Raw genomic sequence first — 17,162 nt, forward strand, 5'->3', positions numbered from 1 at the left:
AGAGTAGGTAGTGCTCCGAACCGACGCGGAACCGGAACCCGTTAGCGGAGTCCCAGGTCACATCCGTTGACCACTAGTTGGCATTACGAACAGTAATTACAAATGGGAAATAGTTGCGAAATTACTCTTGTGGGTGACAACCGGCGTACTTAACGTTCCTCCATGCGCTCAACTCGGCTGATCTTGCCCGCGCTCACGATGGGCTTCGTGGTGGTCGCCGCTCCGCTGCCCCACGGCGCGGTGCCCGCGGAGGCGGCGCCCGCCCCGGTCACCTCGCAGGTCGTCCGCGAGGTCTTCTCCCCCGACGGCACCATCAGCAAGGTGGTGGCCGCCGACCCCAGGTCGATGAGGACGAAGGCGAACCTGCGGGTCGCCGCGACCGTCGAGACCGTGCAGCAGACCGGTTCGTCGGACGCCCGGTTCGACCTGGTGTTCGTCGGCGACGGGTACACGGCGGACGAGCTGCCCGAGTTCCACGACCACGTGCTGAGCAAGTGGGCCGAGCTGGCGGCGGTCGAGCCGTTCGCCTCGTACCGGCAGTACTTCAACGTGTGGCAGGTCAACGCCGTGTCGATCGACTCGGGCGTGGACGACAACCCCGCGGGCACCGACGAGAAGCGCACCGCGCTGGACATGGGCTTCTGGTGCAAGGGCACGACCCCGAGCACCGAGCGCCTGCTCTGCGTGAACGAGCAGGAGGCGAACAAGTACGCCGCGCTCGCGCCGGGGGCCGACCAGGTCATCGCGCTGGGCAACACCACCAAGTACGGCGGCGCGGGCGGCGGCGTCGCGACCGCGGCGGGCGGCAACGCCCAGGCGGGCCAGATCGTGGTGCACGAGCTGGGCCACTCGATCGGCAACCTGGCCGACGAGTACTACTCCCCCGGCACCTACACCGGCGCCGAACCCGTCGAGATCAACGCCTCCAAGCTGGCCGACGGCTCCAAGTGGGCGCGCTACCTCGGCCAGCCGACGCCCGACGGCGGTGTGGTCGGCGTGTTCGAGGGCGCGAGGTACTACGGCACCGGCCTCTACCGGCCGACCCAGAACTCGATCATGCGCACGCTGGGCCGCCAGTACAGCGTCATCGGCCGCGACGCGATGGTCGAGGCGTTCAAGGCCAAGATCCCTGAGCTGCGGGGCACCCCGTAGCTCCCCCGGCGTGGGCGTCCGGCCGGACGCTCACGCCTCGGCGAGCAGTTCCCGCACCACCGGCGTCAGGTCGGAGGCGAGGACGCCCTCCAGGAAGATCGCGGCGACGCGGTGCTGCTTGTCCAGGACGATGGTCGACGGCACCGCGTTGGGCGGGTAGCCCTTGAACGCGAGCAGCGTGCGCCCCGACTCGTCGTAGATCGACGGGTACGTCAGCTCCCGGACGTTCGCGAAGTCCCGCGCGGGCTCGGGCGAGTGCTCCTTGACGTCGATGCCGAGCACCTGGACGCCGGACGGGCCGGTCTCGTCCTGCACCTTCTGGAGTTCGGACGCCTCCGTGCGGCACGGCGGGCACCACGAGCCCCAGATGTTGACCACGACGACCTTGCCCGCGAAGTCCTCGATCCTGATCGTCTCGCCGTCCCGCAGCAGGCTCGGACCGGACAGGCCCTTCACGACCTTGCGCTCGTCGCCCTCGTAGCGGATCCGCACCTGGCCGTCGGGGGCGACGAACTGGAACTCGCCCCCCGCGACGACCGCGTCCTTCCCCGTCGAGCACCCCGCGAGCACCAGCGCGGAGGCCAGCAGCGCGACCGCCCTCACGCCCCGGTCACCCTCGGGTTCGTCGCGCCGACGGGCTCGGTGTAGGACACGCGGACGAGCTGCTCGCCCTCGAAGACCAGGCTCGTCAGCGACGCCAGCGAGCACTCGCGCTTGCGCGGGTCGTGCCACATGCGCTTGCCCTCCAGGAACCGCCGCAGCGTCCAGATCGGCAGCTGGTGGGACACGCACACCGCCTCGTGCCCTGCGGCCACCGCACGGGCCCGCTGAGCCGCGCCGAGCATGCGGTGCGCGATCTTCAGGTACGGCTCGCCCCACGACGGCGTGAACGGGTCGACCAGCTTCGGCCAGTGCGACGGGCTGCGCAGCGCGCCGTCGCCCACCGACACCCGCAGGCCCTGGAACCTGTTGTCCGCCTCGATCAGCCGCTCGTCGGTCGCCAGCTCCAGCCGGTGCGAGTCCGCGATCGGCGCGGCGGTCTGCTGCGCCCTCGTCAGCGGGGACGCGACGACGTGCACGATGTCGTGGTCCGCGAGGTGCTCGGCGACGGTCAGCGCCTGCCGCTGGCCCGTGTCGGACAGGCGGAAGCCGGGCAGCCGCCCGTAGAGGATCCCGTCCGGGTTGTGCACCTCGCCGTGCCGGAGGAAGTGCACCACGGTACGAGTCACTTCTTGGCCTCCTTGGCAGCGGCCGCCGCGTGGGGCAGCGCGTCGGCGATGATCGAGAACTCGTCGTCGCCCATCGCGGCGTTGACGAACCACGCCTCGAAGGCGCTCGGCGGCGCGTAGACGCCGCGTTCGAGCAGGGCGTGGAAGAACGGGGGGAAGCGCCACGTCTCGGCGGCCTGCGCGCCCGCGTAGTCGACGACCTCGTCGGAGGTGAAGAAGACGCTCACCAGGTTGCCCGCGAACTGCACGCGGTGCGCCACCCCGGCCTCGGTCAGCGCGGAGGTGAACAGCGCGCCGAGGCGGGAGGCGTTGGCGTCCAGCGCGCGGTACACGGCCTCGTCGGCCGCCCGCAGCGTCGCCAGGCCCGCCGCGACGGCGACGGGGTTCCCGGACAGCGTGCCCGCCTGGTAGACGGGGCCCTGCGGGGCCAGCCTCGCCATCACGTCGGCGCGCCCGCCGAACGCGGCGGCGGGCAGCCCGCCGGACATGACCTTGCCGAACGTGTAGAGGTCGCCCGCGACGCCCTCGACGCCGTACCAGCCCGAGCGGGAGACGCGGAAGCCCGTCATGACCTCGTCCACCACCAGCAGCGCGCCGTCGGCGTGGCACAGCTCGCGCAGCGCGGCGTTGAAGCCGGGGAGCGGGGCGACGGCGCCCATGTTGCCCGCGGCGGCCTCGGTGATCACGCAGGCGATCTCGCCGGGGTTCTCCGCGAACGCGGCCCGCACGGCCTCGACGTCGTTGTAGGGCAGGACGATCGTGTCCGCGGCCTGCGCGCCGGTGACACCGGGCGACGTCGGCAGGCCGAGGGTCGCGACACCGGAGCCCGCCTGGGCGAGCAGCGCGTCGACGTGACCGTGGTAGCAGCCCGCGAACTTGACGACCTTGCGGCGCTCGGTGAACCCGCGCGCCAGCCGGATCGCGCTCATCGTGGCCTCGGTGCCGGAGTTGACCAGGCGCACCTGCCCGACCGGCTCGACGCGGTCGATGATCTCCTGGGCGAGGTCGACCTCCCCCTCCGTGGGGGTGCCGAACGAGAGCCCGTGCACGGCGGCCGACCGGACCGCCTCGACCACGGCGGGGTGCGCGTGGCCCAGGATCATCGGGCCCCACGAGGACACCAGGTCGACGTAGCGGTTGCCGTCCGCGTCCCACAGGTGCGGCCCCTCACCCCGGACCATGAACCTCGGGGTGCCGCCGACCGAGTGGAAGGCCCGCACCGGGGAGTTGACCCCGCCGGGCGTGACGGTCGCCGCTCGCGCGAACAGCTCCTGCGACCGGGTGGTGTCCGTTGCCGTGTTCCTCGTCGTCACGGGTTCCAGTCTCACACGAGCTCGTCAGTGGTCTGCGCCACGTCCTCCGGAGGCCTGCGGTCCCGCGTGCGGACCGCGAGGAGGGTCTGCCGGATCGCGTCCAGCACCAGGATCCCGGCGACGGTGGCCAGCGCGATCGAGCCGCCGATCCAGTTGCCGTGGTACCGCGTCGACACGAGCGGCGGACGCCCCTCCACCGGGTAGGAGAACCGCTGGATCCCGCGCTGCCAGCACCAGTGCGCGGCGAACGCCAGGAGCACGACGAGCACCACCTCGACCACGGCGATCAGCGCGCGCTTGGGCTGGTGCAGCTCCGGCGCGGGAGCGGGGGCGGTTGCGGCTGCTGCGGTCACGGCGACGAGTCTGGCACGCGCGGGTGCGGGACGTCGTGAACGCCGCTCAGGCGCGCGTGAGAAGCCGGTGCAGCGCGTCCCGGAGGGCGTCGGGGTCGCGGGCCCAGCCGAGGACCACGGTGCCGTCGGCCAGCCGGATGGGGACGGCGGTGGTGCCCTTGGGGACGTTCCACCCGGTGCCGAGGACGGTCGCGCCCGAGCGGGGCTCGACCCCGTCGACGGCGGCGACGTCGGACATCCGCAGGACCTCGCGGCCCTCGCGCAGGGCGGCCGGGGTGAGGCGGACCGAGTAGAGCCGCTGCCTGCCCTGCACCCACAGCGCGGTGGGTATCAGCAGGCCGAACGCGACCAGCGACCAGAACAGCACGCTGACCGGGCCGGTGAGCAGCTCGACGCCGACGCCGACGACCGCGAACACCGGCCCCCACAGCAGGGGCCACCACGAGGCGCCCTCCTCGGCGTAGAGGACCGGGCCGGTGTCGTCGTCCACTAGCCGAGGTTAGCGGCGAAGTACTGGCGCGTCCCCGGCAGCAGGCTCACCACGACGGCGACCGGCGGCAGCACCAGCCTGGCCAGCGCGACCAGCCAGGCGACCACCTCGGCCGCACCGCTGTACCCGCCCCCGTCGGACAGCGACGCGACGCCGATCACCGCCATCACCTCGACGATCAGCGCCACCCCGCACAGCGCCAGCCGCGCGTGGTAGCTGCCGCGCAGGAACATGATCGCGCCCACCACCCCGGCGATGCCGAGGCACAGCAGGAAGAACAGGCCCATCACGACGCCGAACCCGCCGATGGGCGAGCCCGCGACGAGTTCCCGCAGCAGCGTCCCCAGCGGCCACGACAGCGCGGTCAGCAGCCACAGGACGAACCCGATCGTCACCACGGCGGGCCGCACGTAGGTCTGGCTCGTGTTCTGGTCGACACCCCGCATGGCGCCGGGGAACGGCCGCTGCGGGAAGGGCTGGTGCACCGGCGGCTGCTGCCCCGCGGCCGGGTAGTTCACCGGCTGGTACGGCGAGGAGCCGTACGGGTCTGGTGGTGGTTGGGTCATCGACGGGTCCCCCGCACGTGGTCGTTGGCCGAGGGCAGGAACATCAGCACCACCGCGACGGTCGTGGTGATCAGGAACACGGCGACCCACAGGTAGCCGTACCGGGGGCTCATGTCCTCGACGCCACCGGTGAACGCCGCCAGGGCGATGAGGCCGAACAGCAAGCCCAGCCCGCCGAGGACGGCCAGCAGGACCCGCGCCCACCCCTTGCCCGCACGCAGGTTGATGAAGCCGACCACGTACGGGACGGCCAGGATCGCGAACCCGACGGCGAACACGCCCGAGGTGGCGAGCGCGGCGAACCGGGCGGTCGCCTCGTCCAGCGGTGTGCCGGACGCCGAGTTGTCCTCCATGAGGACCTGGGCGAACTCCTCGTGCTGGAGGGCGAACACGCCGGGAAGGCCGAGGACGACCAGAACGGTCGCCGCGAGCCAGCACCAGAAGGACGCGGTCAGGGTCGCGGGGCGGGTCCGCTCGGCGGTCTCCCACGACGACGACGGCATCGGCCCGACCACCGGCGACACCCACCCCGGCGGCTGCTCCTGCTCCTGCCCCGGGAGCCGCACCTGGTGGTACGGCGACGCGAACGGTTCGTGCTCGGCCATGGAGGTCCCCCCGCTGTTCCCTACTCCTGCTCTCGCAACCAGTGTGCGGCAGCGGGACGCCAGGTGAGCACCAATCCGACGCCGAGCAGCACGACCGAGATCAGGCTGGCCAGGCTCGCGCCCGGCAGCACCACCCACACCAGGTGCACGAACGCGGTCACCGAGAGCCCGAGGCGGGCCCGGCGGACGCCCCGGCGGAGCAGCCACGCGAACAGGCCGTAGGCGGCGGCGAAGACCACGGCGGCGACGGTGAGCGGCCCCAGCGTGCCCCCGACCGTCAACTCGGGCGGCAGCGCCTCGCGCACCTTGTCGCGGTTCAGCCACAGGAAGGCCACGTTGAACAGGCCGAACACCGACAGCGCCAGCCACACCCCCACCGCGGCGCGCACCGCGAGCGGGGGTGCGGTCCCGGTCGTCACGGTGATCGCTGGGCGTTGATGAAGTCGGACGACGGGCGGAGGTTCATCAGCACGAAGCCACCGATGATCAGCAGGCCGGTGATGACGCTCAGGAGGCTCAGGCCGAGCACCTGCACGAAGAAGACCACCGCGCCGAGGATCATCAACCACAGCCGGGCCCAGCTCCTGCCCGCCTTCAGCTTCACCGCGAACAGCACGAACAGGCCCGCGAACACCAGGTCGATGACCACGAACGCGCCGATGAAGAACGAGACGCCGGTCTTCAGCTGCTCGTCGGTGAGGCCGGAGTTCGCCTGGCGCGCCGCGTCGAGGGCCGCGTCGTACGACGTGAACGTGAAGACCGCGGCGACGAGCAGGAGGAAGGCCACCCCGAGCCACAGGAAGTACGCGATCCGCAGCTCCTTGGGCGCCTCGCCGACCGGCGTGCCGCGCCCCAGGTCGGCCGCGCTGAGCGGCGGTGCCGAGAACACGTTCGGCGCGACCTCGCCCTGGTGCGGAGTTGCCTGCTGCTGCTCGGGCGGTGGCGGCGGTGCGGAGGGGAACGGCGCAGGCTGCTCCCGGTCCCCCGGATCCTGTGGAGTCGTCACACACCGAAACGCTAGAACCGACCGGGGTCGCTGTCCACCGCGACAGGCGTCGACGGCGACCCCGGGGTCCGGATCACCTAGCTGGCCTTGAAGTACTGGTTCGACTCGGGCTTGAACATGAACACGATGCCTGCCGCGATGGCCGCGTAGCTGACCAGCGCGAGGACGCCCTGGAGCAGGCCGAGGAAGCCGAGGCCGAAGTACACCCAGATGCTGAAGATGCCCAGGAGCAGGCTCAGACCACCGAGCACGGTCAGCAGGATGCGGGCCCAGTTGGCGCCCTTGCGCATCTGCATCACCACGACGACCCACAGCGCGGCGATGAGCAGCGAGAAGATGATGCTGCCGTAGCCGGGGGACGACTGCTCCAGCGCCGTCTGGAACTCGGGGCCCAGGTCGTTCGTCCCGAGGATGTCCCTCGCCAGCTTCTCAGCGAGGGCCTTGGCGGTGAAGAAGCTGAGGATGCTCGACAGGATGGACGTACCTGCCGCCACCAGCCAGCAGAGGTAGGCGGTGTCGACGGCCTTCGGCTTCACGGCCGCGGCGGTGTCGCTGTGGCCCAGGGGCGGGGGCGGGGGGAAACCGGGCTGGCCCTGCTGGGGGTACCCGCCGGGCTGCTGGCCCTGCGGGTAGCCGCCTTGCTGTGCGTAAGGATCGTTCGGGTTGGTCATGACGCGCACGGTAAGGACCTGCGCATGTGTTTTTCAGGTGAAATCACAATCCGTTAGCTACTGGGGGTGGTGGTCTGCTGACCCACCGGAGCGCTGCGGAAGTGACCTGCGACGGAAGGCTGGAACACCAGGACCAGAACCGCGGCGTCCATCGCCATCGTGACCAAGCTGAAGGCGAGGTTGACGGGGCTGACGGTCTGCTCGAAGGCCGACGCGAGGCCCGACACGACGACCAGGAGCCTCATCAGGCCGATGATGATCCCGCCCGCGCCGAACACGGTGATCAGGATCCGGGCCCAGTTGCGGCCTCGGGCCATCCGGTTGGCGATCGTCGCGTGGATGAGCACCAGCACCCCGCACGCCAGGAGGCTGAACATGACCGCGGCGGACATCGCGCCGTCGAGCTCGCTCTGGCCGAGGTCCGGCTGGGCCTTGCGCAGCTCGTCGAGCAACAGGTCGCTGCTGGTCAGCTCCAGCAGGAACGCGACGGAGCCCAGGACGGCGCTGCCGATCCACAGCCAGCGCGCGAGGTCGACGAGCTTGGGCGGCTGGGGGTGCTCCGCCTTGGCGGGACGGGTCGTCATTCCCGGTCCAGCCAGGCAGCGGCCTCGGTGGCCCAGTAGGTGAGCACGACGTCGGCGCCCGCGCGGCGGATCGAGGTCAGCGTCTCCAGGACCGTGCGCTCGCGCTCGATCCAGCCGTTCGCGGCGGCGGCCTCGACCATCGCGTACTCGCCGGAGATCTGGTACGCCGCGACCGGCACGTCCGCGATCTCCTTCACCGAGCGCACCACGTCCAGGTAGAGCCCGGCGGGCTTCACCATGACCATGTCCGCGCCCTCGGCGAGGTCGAGCGAGACCTCGCGCAGCGCCTCCCGGCCGTTGCCGGGGTCCTGCTGGTAGGTCTTGCGGTCGCCCTTGAGCTGCGAGTCCACTGCCTCGCGGAACGGCCCGTACAGCGCGGACGCGTACTTCACGGAGTAGGCGAGGATGCCGGTGTCGGTGAACCCGGCCTCGTCCAGCGCGGCGCGGATGAAGCCGATCTGGCCGTCCATCATCCCGCTCGGCCCGACCAGGTGGGCGCCCGCCCGCGCCTGGGCGACGGCCATCTCGCCGTACACCTCCAGCGTGGCGTCGTTGTCGACCGAGCCGTCGGGCGCGAGCACGCCGCAGTGGCCGTGGTCGGTGAACTCGTCGAGGCAGCAGTCCGACATGAGCACGGTGCTGTCGCCCAGCTCCGAGCGCAGGTCGGCCAGGGCCGCGTTGAGGATGCCGTTCGGGTCGGTCGAGCCGGAGCCGACCGCGTCCCGCTCGGCGGGCACGCCGAAGACCATCAGCCCGCCGACGCCGGCCTGCACGGCCTCCACGGCGGCCTTGACGAGCGATTCACGGGTGTGCTGGAACACGCCCGGCATGCTGGAGATCGCGACCGGCTGGGTCGCGCCCTCCTTGACGAACATCGGCAGCACGAGCTGCCTCGGCCGGACGGTGGTCTCGCTGACCAGCCGCCGCATCGCGGCCGTGGTCCGCAGGCGGCGGGGACGGTGTGCTGGGAACACTGGCGTGCACTCCCTGGAGTGGGGTTCGGAAACCAACGAGGCCATGCCCAGGACGGTGGTCCCGAGCATGGCCTCAGCGGTACATCGGTCTGGCTCAGGAACGGCGCAGGCGCTTGGTCTTGCGCGGCGGCGGCAACGCGCCCTCGGCGCGCAGGCGCGCGGCGTGCTGGGCCAGCGCGTCGACGAGCGCCGGGACGTTCGCCTCCTCCGGCTGCACGTCGACCCGGAGGCCGAACTCGCGAGCCGTCTCGGCGGTCTGCGGGCCGATGCAGGCCACCAGGGTCCGCGCGTGCGGCTTGCCCGCGATGCCGACCAGGTTCCGGACCGTGGACGACGAGGTGAAGCACACCGCGTCGAACCCGCCGGACTTGATCATCTCGCGGGTGTCGGCGGGCGGCGGGGCCGCCCGGACCGTGCGGTACGCGGTGACGTCGTCGATCTCCCAGCCGCGGTCGCGCAGACCGGCGGCGAGGGTCTCGGTGGCGATGTCGGCGCGCGGCAGCAGCACCCGGTCGACCGGGTCCAGGATGTCGTCGTAGGGCGGGAAGTCGTTCAGCAGGCCTTCGCTGGACTGCTCACCGGACGGCACCAGTTCGGGGATGATCCCGAACGAGCGGACCTTCGCGGCCGTGCTCTCGCCGACGCAGGCGATCTTCACGCCGGAGAACGCGCGGGCGTCCAGGCCGAACTCGCGGAACTTCTCCCACACCGCGCGGACGGCGTTGGTCGAGGTGAAGACGACCCACTGGTAGCGGCCGTCGACCAGGCCCTTGACGGACCGCTCCATCTGCGCGGGGCTGCGGGGCGGCTCGACCGAGATGGTCGGGACCTCCACCGGGATGGCGCCGTGCGAGTGCAGCCGGTCGCTCATCGCGCCCGCCTGCTCCTTGGTGCGGGGCACCAGCACGCGCCAGCCGTACAGCGCGCGCGACTCCCACCAGGAGAGCCGGGCGCGACCCGCGACGGCCGCGCCGACCGTGACGACGAGCGGACCGGAGAGGTCACCCGCGTCCGAGGCCAGCGAGGCGAGCGTGGTGTCGATGGTGCGTTGGCCGAAGCCGGTGCCGTCGACGGTCACCGCGACCGGGGTCTGCGGTGCGACGCCGTGTTCCACCAGCGACGAGGCGGCCTCGGCGAGGTGGCTGCCGCTGGCGTGCAGCACGAGCGTGCCGGGCGCGGCCGCGAGGCCCGCCCAGTCGACCGTGCCGCGGACGTCGACCTCGGTGTGCACGGCGCCGAGCGCGACACCCGCGTAGGCGGGCACCGCGGTGCCCGCGGGAACGCCGGGCACCACGTCGAACGCGATGCTGGTGCGGGAGACGGCCTGCGCCTCCTTCACCACGGAGTCGAGCGTGAGCGGGTCGCCCGCGACGAGCCGGACGACGGTGTGGCCGTTCTTCGCCTCGGCGACCAGGTCCTTGGCCACGTCCGCGGGCTCGCCCACGGCGGGCCTGACCTCGACGCCCTCTGGTACCAGCGCGACGATGTCGCTTGGCACGTCGGGGTCCGCGACCACGAGTTCAGCCCTCGCGAGCAGGTCGTGGGCCCGGACGGTGAGCAGCCCGGTGTCGCCGGGGCCGGAGCCCACGAATGCGACTCGGCCGGGGGTCTTGCGTGCGCGGGTCATCAGGGCACTCCCCATCTACGCCTCCGGGCCGCTGAGCACCGCGGCCCCGAGGTCGAGCAACTCGGCGGCCAGCGCGCGGCCGAGTTCCTCTGCTGCGGTCAAGTCACCGGTGGCGGACGCTCGGAGCATGTCGTTCTCCGAAGTCGCCGCGACCCCGCGCAAGGACAGGCGGAGGACGACGCGCGTCGACCCGTCCGCTGCGTCTTCCACGAGGTCTTCCACCACATCGGCCAGTGCGCCGACCGGCGCGCTGCAACCAGCTTCGAGCGCGGCCAACATGGCGCGCTCCGCGGTTACCGCGGCCCTACTGGACGAGTCGTCCAAAGTGGACTGAAGAAGGTGCTCGGTGTCGACGTCGTCGACCCGGCATTCCACTGCTAGAGCGCCCTGGGCGGGCGCGGGGAGCATCTGGATCGGCTCCAAGGTCTCGGTGATCTCGGCGGAGCGGCCGAGGCGCGCGATCCCCGCACGGGCCAGCACGACGGCGTCGAGCTCTCCGTCGGCGACCTTGCGGATGCGGGTGTCGACGTTGCCGCGCAGCGGGACGATGGTGAGTCCCAGGCCGAGCGCTTCGAGCTGGGCGGCCCGCCGCGGCGAGCCGGTGCCGACGGTCGACCCGACGGGCAGCTCCCCGAGGGTGAGGCCGTCACGGGCGACGAGCGCGTCCCGCGGGTCTTCGCGGGGCGGCACGGCGGCGAGCGCCAGACGGGGGTCCGGAGCGGTGGGCAGGTCCTTGTACGAGTGCACGGCGACGTCGATCTCGCCCGCGGCCAGCGCGTCGCGCAGCGCGGAGGTGAAGACACCGACGCCGATCTCCGCGATGGGCGCGGAGGAGCGGTCGCCCGGCGTGGAGACCACGACGATCTCGACCCTGGCGCCCGCCTTTTCGAGAACTTCGGCGACGTGGCCCGTCTGCGCGAGTGCCAGAGCACTCCCGCGGGTGCCGATCCTGAGGATGCGGTTCACCGCTTCTCACCCTTGTCGTGCTGCGTTGTGTGTGGCTGGCTGACGGCGTTGGGGACCTGCGGGTCGAGCCCGAACAGTTCGCGCAGGGCTTCGGCGTACCCGGCTCCGCCGGGGGCCGAGGCCAGCTCCTTCACCCGCACGGTGGGGGTGTGCAGGAGCTTGTCCACGACTCGACGGACGGTCTTGGCGAGTTCGCCTCGCACGGCGGCGTCCAGCTCGGGCAGGCGGGTGTCCAGGCGCAGCAGTTCGGCGTCGACCACCTCGGCGGCGCGCTTGCGCAGCGCCGTGACGGTCGGGGTCACCGCGGCGGAGCGCTGGCCCGCGAGGTAGCCGCGGACCTCGTCGCCGATGATCTCGGTGGCGCGCGCGGCGTCCTGCCCGGTGGGAGCGTCGGTCAGCCTGCGCTGGAGGGTCTCCAGGTCGACCACGGTCACGCCCGCCAGGTCGGCGGCGGCGGGGTCGACGTCCTTGGGCAGGCCGAGGTCGCAGACGACGAGGGGGCGGCCGGGGTCGCGGTCGAGCAGGGCCGCGGCCAGCAGCTCGACGCCGACGACGGTGTCCATCGAGCCGGTGCAGGCGAACACCACGTCCGCGTCGGCCAGCTCGGAGCGCAGCTCCACGAGGTCGACGGAGCTGGCGGGCACGCCCTCGGCGATCAGCGACTGGGCCAGCCGGGCGCCGTTGGCGGCCGTGCGGTTGGCGATGACGACCTCGCCGATGCCCGCGCGGCGCAGGTGGGCGGTGGCGAGACCGCCCATCGAGCCCGCGCCGACGACCAGGGCGCGGCGGCCCGCGAGGCCGCCCAGCTCGGTCTCGGCGTCGGAGAGGGCCTCGGAGACGACGGAGGCGCCCGCGTGGTCGATGCCGGTCTCGGTGTGCACGCGCTTGCCGACGCGCAGCGCGTTCTGCGCCAGCTCGTGCAGCGCGCGGCCGACCGTGCCCTCGGTGTCGGCCCTCGTGTAGGACGAGCGCAGCTGGCCGAGGATCTGGGCCTCGCCGACGACCATGGAGTCCAGGCCGCCCGCGACGCGGAAGACGTGCTCGACCGCGGCGGCGGCGTAGTGCACGTAGAGGTGCTCGAACAGCTCGACGGGCTCGGCACCGGCCTGGGCGGCCAGCACGTTCACCACGTCGTTCATCCCGCCGTGGAACGTCTCGACGACGGCGTAGACCTCGACCCGGTTGCAGGTCGAGAGCAGCATCGCCTCGGAGACGCTCGGGCTGCGCAGCAGCTCGGCGAGGACTTTGCCCTGGTCCGGCTCGGAAACGGTGACCCGTTCGAGCACGGGGACGGGGGCGGTGCGGTGCGAGAGACCGACGACGAGCACACTCATGCCGTCACCACGTCTCCGCGAGCCGTTCGGCTCACGGTCGAGCCGATTCGCGCACTCACGGGCGAATCACCACCCTGTCCACGCCCACTCCGTTGATCAAGTCGTTCGCCGCCTGCTCGGCCGAGGCCTCGTCAGCCCGTCGCGCCACGTGGAACGACAGGATCTGCATCTCGACGGCCAGGTCGACCTTGCGCACCTCGACGTCGTCCGGGACCTGGAGCACGACGGGTGCGAAGTTCAGGATGCACTGCACGCCTGCGGATACCAAACGGTCGCAGACCGCCTGTGCCGCCTGCGGCGGTGTCGCGATGACGCCTATCGACACCTCGCGCTCGACGCAGACCGTCGTGATGTCGTCGATGTGGTTGACGGGTATGCCACCCACGGGGACACCGGTCAGGTCCTCGTCGACGTCGAAGAGCGCGGCGACCGGGAAGCCGCGGCTCTGGAAGCCGCCGTAGTTGGCGAGGGCGTGACCAAGATTACCGATCCCGACCACCGCGACGCTGTGCTTGCGGGTCAGGCCGAGGATGCGCTCTATGTGGCTGACGAGCACCTCGACGTCGTAGCCGACGCCGCGCGTGCCGTACGAGCCGACGTAGGAGAGGTCCTTGCGGAGCTTCGCCGAGTTGACCCCGGCGGCCGCGGACAGCTCCTCGCTGGAGATCGTCGTCACGCCCTGGTCGACCATGCCGGACAGCACCCTCAGGTACACCGCGAGGCGGGCGACGGCGGCCTCGGGGATGGCGCGAGCCCGCTCGCGGACGACGACCTCGTCCTGCTCCGGAACGACGGCGTTGGCCGGGGTGGTGGTCACGACCTCGTCACCCTCGCCCCGCTGAGCCACCACGCTGGAACTCCTCACAACACACGAAAGTCGACGCACGGACCCGTCGGCATCGAGCGGTGAAACCGCTTCGGCATCTGACGGTGTGACACCACCACCGTACCGCTTGTGAAGGCGTGCACAAAGTCGGCGATCTTCGCGTGACGGCGGCTCGCCGCTGGTCACAGGCCGTCACCTGCTGGTCGGACCACGGATCGGGTGACACTCGTCGCCCTGTCGGCGGGGGTGGGAGGGCCTCTACCGATTCAGTTCCACGGAGGTCGACCGATGGTCGGATGAATTCCCCGCTTTCGGGTGGGAACGCCACCCTGCGATGCACAGGGGGAACGATTCCGCACAACGAGAACCGCCCGGTCCGAAAACTATTCGGGACCGGGCGGAAAACATCGACGTGGTGCCGTGAGGCGCTTTGTTCCGCGTCACGGCACCACGTCGGGAAAGAGCTCTGGAATCACGCGGCGGGCGGGGTGAGCACCTTGCCGATGACGAAGACGGTGGCGTTCTTGGTGGGGATGTTGCCGCACAGCACCGGCGCGCCGTTGACGGTCATCGTGTCGCCGGTACCGGCGATCGTCAGCTTCTGACCGGTGAGGGAGTCGACCGTCTTGGCGGCCTCCAGGCCCTTGGCGTCGTAGCGCTTGCCGACGACGTGGTACTGGAGGATCTTGCCCAGGGTCGCCGGGTCGGCGGCCAGCTCGGCGAACTTGGCGTCGCCCAGCTCGGCGAACGCGGGGTCGTACGGCGCGAAGACGGTGATCGCCGCCTGCGAGTTCAGGGTGTCGCCGAGGTTCGCGGCCCCCACGGCGGCCACGAGCTTCGTGAGCAGCGGGTTGTTGCTGGCGGCGGTGGCGACCGGGTCGCTCACCATGCCCTGGAGCGAGCCCTTGTTGGCCGGGTCCTGCGGGACGGACGCACAGCCCGCGCCGAACACGTCCGTGGTCTGGGTGACGCCGTCGGACGCGCCCGCCATGGCGGACGAGCTGGTCGCGGCGGTCGTGGTGGTCGTGGCCGCACCGGCGGTCGACGAGCTACCGGTGGAGGCGGTGTCGCTGCTGCCGCAGGCCGCGATCGACAGGGTGGCGGCGGCAATGGCGCCAACGACGGCGAGCTGGGTCTTCCTCACGCGGATCACTCCTTGTTGATTTCTGCTTCGCTAGTCACCGGACATTCGAAGCGGGGGGCGATCCGGTTCGGCTTTCACCCGATTGAGTTTATTTTTCTACCGTGAAGAAGGCTGAATGCCAGCCGGTGGCCCCGTCGGGGATGGGCGCCAGGCGCGCCTGGGGCTGCACGAATCCCGATTTGTCGGTGGCACGGCACTCGACCGTGTGACCCCCCGCGGGCAGGTCGAGCTCCACCTTCCACATCCGCCACGAGCTGTCGTTGACGTCGGCGGACAGCGTCGCGTCCTGCCACGGGCCGCCGTCGACGCGCACCTCGACCTTCGCGACGCCCGTGGGCTGGGCCCACGCCACGCCGGACACGGTCGTCCGGCCACCACCGGTCAGCCTGCTCAGGCCCTTCGGCGAGTCGATCCGCGACATGGGCTTGATCGGCCCGAGCCTGCCCCAGCCGCGGTCGATCCAGTACGAACGCTTCGCGTCGAACGTCGTCAGCTCCAGGTCGACGAGCCACTTGGTCGCCGAGATGTACCCGTACAGGCCGGGCACGACCATCCGCACCGGGAACCCGTGCTCGACCGGCAGCGGCTCGCCGTTCATGCCGAGCGCCAGCAGCGCACCCCGCTCGGCCTCCATCACGACGTCGACCGGCGTCCCGGCGGTCCACCCGTCCGAGCTGGTGCCGAACAGCTGGTCGGCACCGGGCTTCACGCCCGCCTCCTCCAGCACGTCCCGCAGCAGCACGCCGGTGAAGTTCGCCGTCGACACGTACGGCCCCCCGACCTCGTTGGACACGCAGGTCATCGTGATCGTCCGCTCGACCAGGTCGCGCGACCGCAGGTCGTCGTAGCTCAGCGTCAGCTCCCGCTCGACCATGCCGTGGACCCGCAGCGACCAGTCCTCGGCACGCAGCCGCGGCACGCTCAGCGCCGTGTCCACCCGGTAGAAGTCGGCGTTCGGCGTGATGAACGAGGGCGTGCCCTGCGAGGCGAAGTCGGCACCCGCCGGGATCTCCGGCGCGGGCGTGGTCGGCTTGATCGACCCGACAGCGGCCCGCGACCCCTCGACGTCGATCCGGTTGCCGAGGAACTGCCCGACCAACCCGGCCACACCGGCCCCCGCGGCCGTGGCGCCGAGCGCGATCAGCAGCGTGCGCCGCCCGTCGGCCGACCCGCTCCGCTGCTCGTCGCGCAGCGCGAACGCGGTCCGGTGCAGCCAGCGGAACACCGCGATGCCCGCCACCAGGCTGGCGATCGGCGCGAGGACGCTGAGCTGCCCGGAGTCCGGCCGAGCCAGCACGGCGGCCACCCCGAGCAACCCGAGCGCTCCGGCGAGCACCGAACCGGGCAGCGGACCGCGCCGCGACAGCAGCCCGGCCAGCACGGCGGCGCCGAGCAGCACCGCGGCCATGCCGCCGAGCAGCACGAGCTTGTCGTACGTGCCGAACGTGCGGACCGCGAAGTCCTTGAGCGGTGCGGGCGTCAGGTCGATCGCCGTGTTGCCCACGGCGAGGAACGGCGACGCCGACGGCCCCACGAACCCGGCGACGAGGTGACCGGCGGCGAGCGCGACGGCGACCGACAGCACCCCGATCAGAGCCGCGACCGGCGCGGCGAGGCGAGGCGGCTTCGGGGGTGGCTGTGCGGAAGGCTCCATGCTGCACATTCGACTCCCGCACCAGACCGGTTCGCCGCCAACGCGGACGACCGTAAGCAGACGGTAATCAGCCGGAGCGCTCGGTGCGGCGGGAGCCGATCCGGCACGATGACCGGGTGACCCACCACGTGACTCTGATGACCCGCACCGACTGCCACGCGTGCGAACAGGCGAAGGCCGACGTGGAACGCATCTGCGACGAACTAGGCGTGCCCTGGTCGACCGAGGACGTGGACGCGGACCGCGAACTGCGAGCCGAGTACGGCGACCGAGTACCGGTGATCCTCGTGGACGGCGAAGAACACGGCTACTGGACAGTGGAAGAACCACGCCTACGCGCAGCGCTAGCAGACTGACAGGGCACCAGGCCCAACCGAGCACCACCAGGGCCACCGGCCACCAGAGCGACCGGGCACCGAGGCGGCCAGGCACCGGGGCAACCGGACGCCGGGGCGAACGGGCACCGAGGCGACCGGGGGCGAGCACCGCGAAACCGCAGGCCAGCGCCCTGAACGTGGCCGATTTTACTCGGGGGATTTGACCCTTACCCTCGTTGATCGGGCAGGTTGCTACCACCTGCCCTTTAGCCCGATCAAAGGGTCAAATCGAGGGGTCCCCGAGTCAAATCGGCCACACCACAACGGCAGCCGCGCCTACCGCGCACCCCC

Annotated in this window: 20 protein-coding genes; 2 read left to right on the top strand and 18 right to left on the bottom strand. The window is 71.5% G+C overall.

What is annotated here, in order from left to right; translation table 11 throughout:
- The first annotated feature begins 162 nt into the window (after positions 1-162).
- A complete protein-coding gene (locus tag VFZ92_RS35610; RefSeq protein WP_330881222.1) occupies positions 163-1,152 on the top strand; it encodes a M64 family metallopeptidase in 990 nt (329 codons plus the stop codon).
- 30 nt (positions 1,153-1,182) lie between these two features.
- Here the strand turns inward: VFZ92_RS35610 and VFZ92_RS35615 are convergent, their stop codons facing one another.
- From VFZ92_RS35615 to VFZ92_RS35700, 18 genes are all read right to left on the bottom strand, one after another.
- Positions 1,183-1,755 carry a TlpA disulfide reductase family protein gene (locus VFZ92_RS35615; RefSeq protein ID WP_330881224.1) on the bottom strand — a complete coding sequence of 191 codons (573 nt, stop codon included), beginning with the start codon at positions 1,753-1,755 and terminating at the stop codon, positions 1,183-1,185.
- Entirely contained in the window at positions 1,752-2,381 is a 630-nt protein-coding gene (locus VFZ92_RS35620) for a histidine phosphatase family protein (RefSeq protein WP_330881226.1), read from the bottom strand. Before VFZ92_RS35620 ends, VFZ92_RS35615 begins: the two co-directional genes overlap by 4 nt.
- On the bottom strand, positions 2,378-3,694 hold the full coding sequence (hemL, locus tag VFZ92_RS35625; RefSeq protein ID WP_330881228.1) for a glutamate-1-semialdehyde 2,1-aminomutase: 1,317 nt from the start codon (positions 3,692-3,694) through the stop codon (positions 2,378-2,380). The genes VFZ92_RS35620 and hemL overlap by 4 nt, the downstream gene beginning before the upstream one ends.
- 11 nt (positions 3,695-3,705) lie before the next feature.
- The gene (locus VFZ92_RS35630; protein ID WP_330881230.1) at positions 3,706-4,047 is read right to left on the bottom strand and encodes a hypothetical protein; all 342 of its coding nucleotides are present in this window, start codon (positions 4,045-4,047) and stop codon (positions 3,706-3,708) included.
- Positions 4,048-4,093: 46 nt separating this feature from the next.
- Complete coding sequence (locus VFZ92_RS35635; RefSeq protein ID WP_330881232.1) at positions 4,094-4,537, bottom strand: hypothetical protein; 444 nt, start codon at positions 4,535-4,537, stop codon at positions 4,094-4,096.
- On the bottom strand, positions 4,537-5,103 hold the full coding sequence (locus VFZ92_RS35640; RefSeq protein WP_330881234.1) for a hypothetical protein: 567 nt from the start codon (positions 5,101-5,103) through the stop codon (positions 4,537-4,539). The genes VFZ92_RS35635 and VFZ92_RS35640 overlap by 1 nt, the downstream gene beginning before the upstream one ends.
- Positions 5,100-5,708 carry a hypothetical protein gene (locus VFZ92_RS35645; protein WP_330881236.1) on the bottom strand — a complete coding sequence of 203 codons (609 nt, stop codon included), beginning with the start codon at positions 5,706-5,708 and terminating at the stop codon, positions 5,100-5,102. The genes VFZ92_RS35640 and VFZ92_RS35645 overlap by 4 nt, the downstream gene beginning before the upstream one ends.
- Positions 5,709-5,728: 20 nt before the next feature.
- A complete protein-coding gene (locus VFZ92_RS35650) occupies positions 5,729-6,127 on the bottom strand; it encodes a hypothetical protein (RefSeq protein ID WP_330881238.1) in 399 nt (132 codons plus the stop codon).
- Entirely contained in the window at positions 6,124-6,714 is a 591-nt protein-coding gene (locus tag VFZ92_RS35655; RefSeq protein ID WP_330881240.1) for a hypothetical protein, read from the bottom strand. Before VFZ92_RS35655 ends, VFZ92_RS35650 begins: the two co-directional genes overlap by 4 nt.
- A 77-nt stretch (positions 6,715-6,791) precedes the next feature.
- Positions 6,792-7,385, bottom strand: a complete 594-nt coding sequence (locus tag VFZ92_RS35660; protein WP_330881242.1) for a hypothetical protein — start codon at positions 7,383-7,385, stop codon at positions 6,792-6,794.
- Positions 7,386-7,438: 53 nt separating this feature from the next.
- Positions 7,439-7,969 carry a hypothetical protein gene (locus tag VFZ92_RS35665; protein WP_330881244.1) on the bottom strand — a complete coding sequence of 177 codons (531 nt, stop codon included), beginning with the start codon at positions 7,967-7,969 and terminating at the stop codon, positions 7,439-7,441.
- The gene (hemB, locus tag VFZ92_RS35670) at positions 7,966-8,943 is read right to left on the bottom strand and encodes a porphobilinogen synthase (RefSeq protein WP_330881246.1); all 978 of its coding nucleotides are present in this window, start codon (positions 8,941-8,943) and stop codon (positions 7,966-7,968) included. The genes VFZ92_RS35665 and hemB overlap by 4 nt, the downstream gene beginning before the upstream one ends.
- Before the next feature lie 94 nt (positions 8,944-9,037).
- Entirely contained in the window at positions 9,038-10,570 is a 1,533-nt protein-coding gene (locus tag VFZ92_RS35675) for a uroporphyrinogen-III synthase (protein ID WP_106187000.1), read from the bottom strand.
- A gap of 15 nt (positions 10,571-10,585) precedes the next feature.
- Positions 10,586-11,536 (bottom strand): hydroxymethylbilane synthase, encoded by a 951-nt coding sequence (hemC, locus tag VFZ92_RS35680; RefSeq protein ID WP_330881249.1) that lies wholly within the window; start codon positions 11,534-11,536, stop codon positions 10,586-10,588.
- Positions 11,533-12,870, bottom strand: coding sequence for a glutamyl-tRNA reductase (locus tag VFZ92_RS35685; protein WP_330881251.1), 1,338 nt, complete (start codon positions 12,868-12,870; stop codon positions 11,533-11,535). The genes hemC and VFZ92_RS35685 overlap by 4 nt, the downstream gene beginning before the upstream one ends.
- Before the next feature lie 55 nt (positions 12,871-12,925).
- Positions 12,926-13,687: a redox-sensing transcriptional repressor Rex gene (locus VFZ92_RS35690; RefSeq protein ID WP_330881275.1), complete on the bottom strand. Its 762-nt coding sequence runs from the start codon at positions 13,685-13,687 to the stop codon at positions 12,926-12,928.
- Between the two features lie 481 nt (positions 13,688-14,168).
- Positions 14,169-14,840: a fasciclin domain-containing protein gene (locus VFZ92_RS35695; RefSeq protein ID WP_330881253.1), complete on the bottom strand. Its 672-nt coding sequence runs from the start codon at positions 14,838-14,840 to the stop codon at positions 14,169-14,171.
- 88 nt (positions 14,841-14,928) lie between these two features.
- Positions 14,929-16,494: a molybdopterin-dependent oxidoreductase gene (locus VFZ92_RS35700; protein WP_330881255.1), complete on the bottom strand. Its 1,566-nt coding sequence runs from the start codon at positions 16,492-16,494 to the stop codon at positions 14,929-14,931.
- A 116-nt stretch (positions 16,495-16,610) separates the two neighbouring features.
- On the opposite strand from VFZ92_RS35700, the gene VFZ92_RS35705 reads away from it, so the two are divergent.
- Complete coding sequence (locus tag VFZ92_RS35705; protein ID WP_330881257.1) at positions 16,611-16,850, top strand: glutaredoxin family protein; 240 nt, start codon at positions 16,611-16,613, stop codon at positions 16,848-16,850.
- The last annotated feature ends 312 nt before the right edge of the window (positions 16,851-17,162 follow it).

The organism is Umezawaea sp. (assembly GCF_036375055.1).
GTDB lineage: Bacteria > Actinomycetota > Actinomycetes > Mycobacteriales > Pseudonocardiaceae > Umezawaea.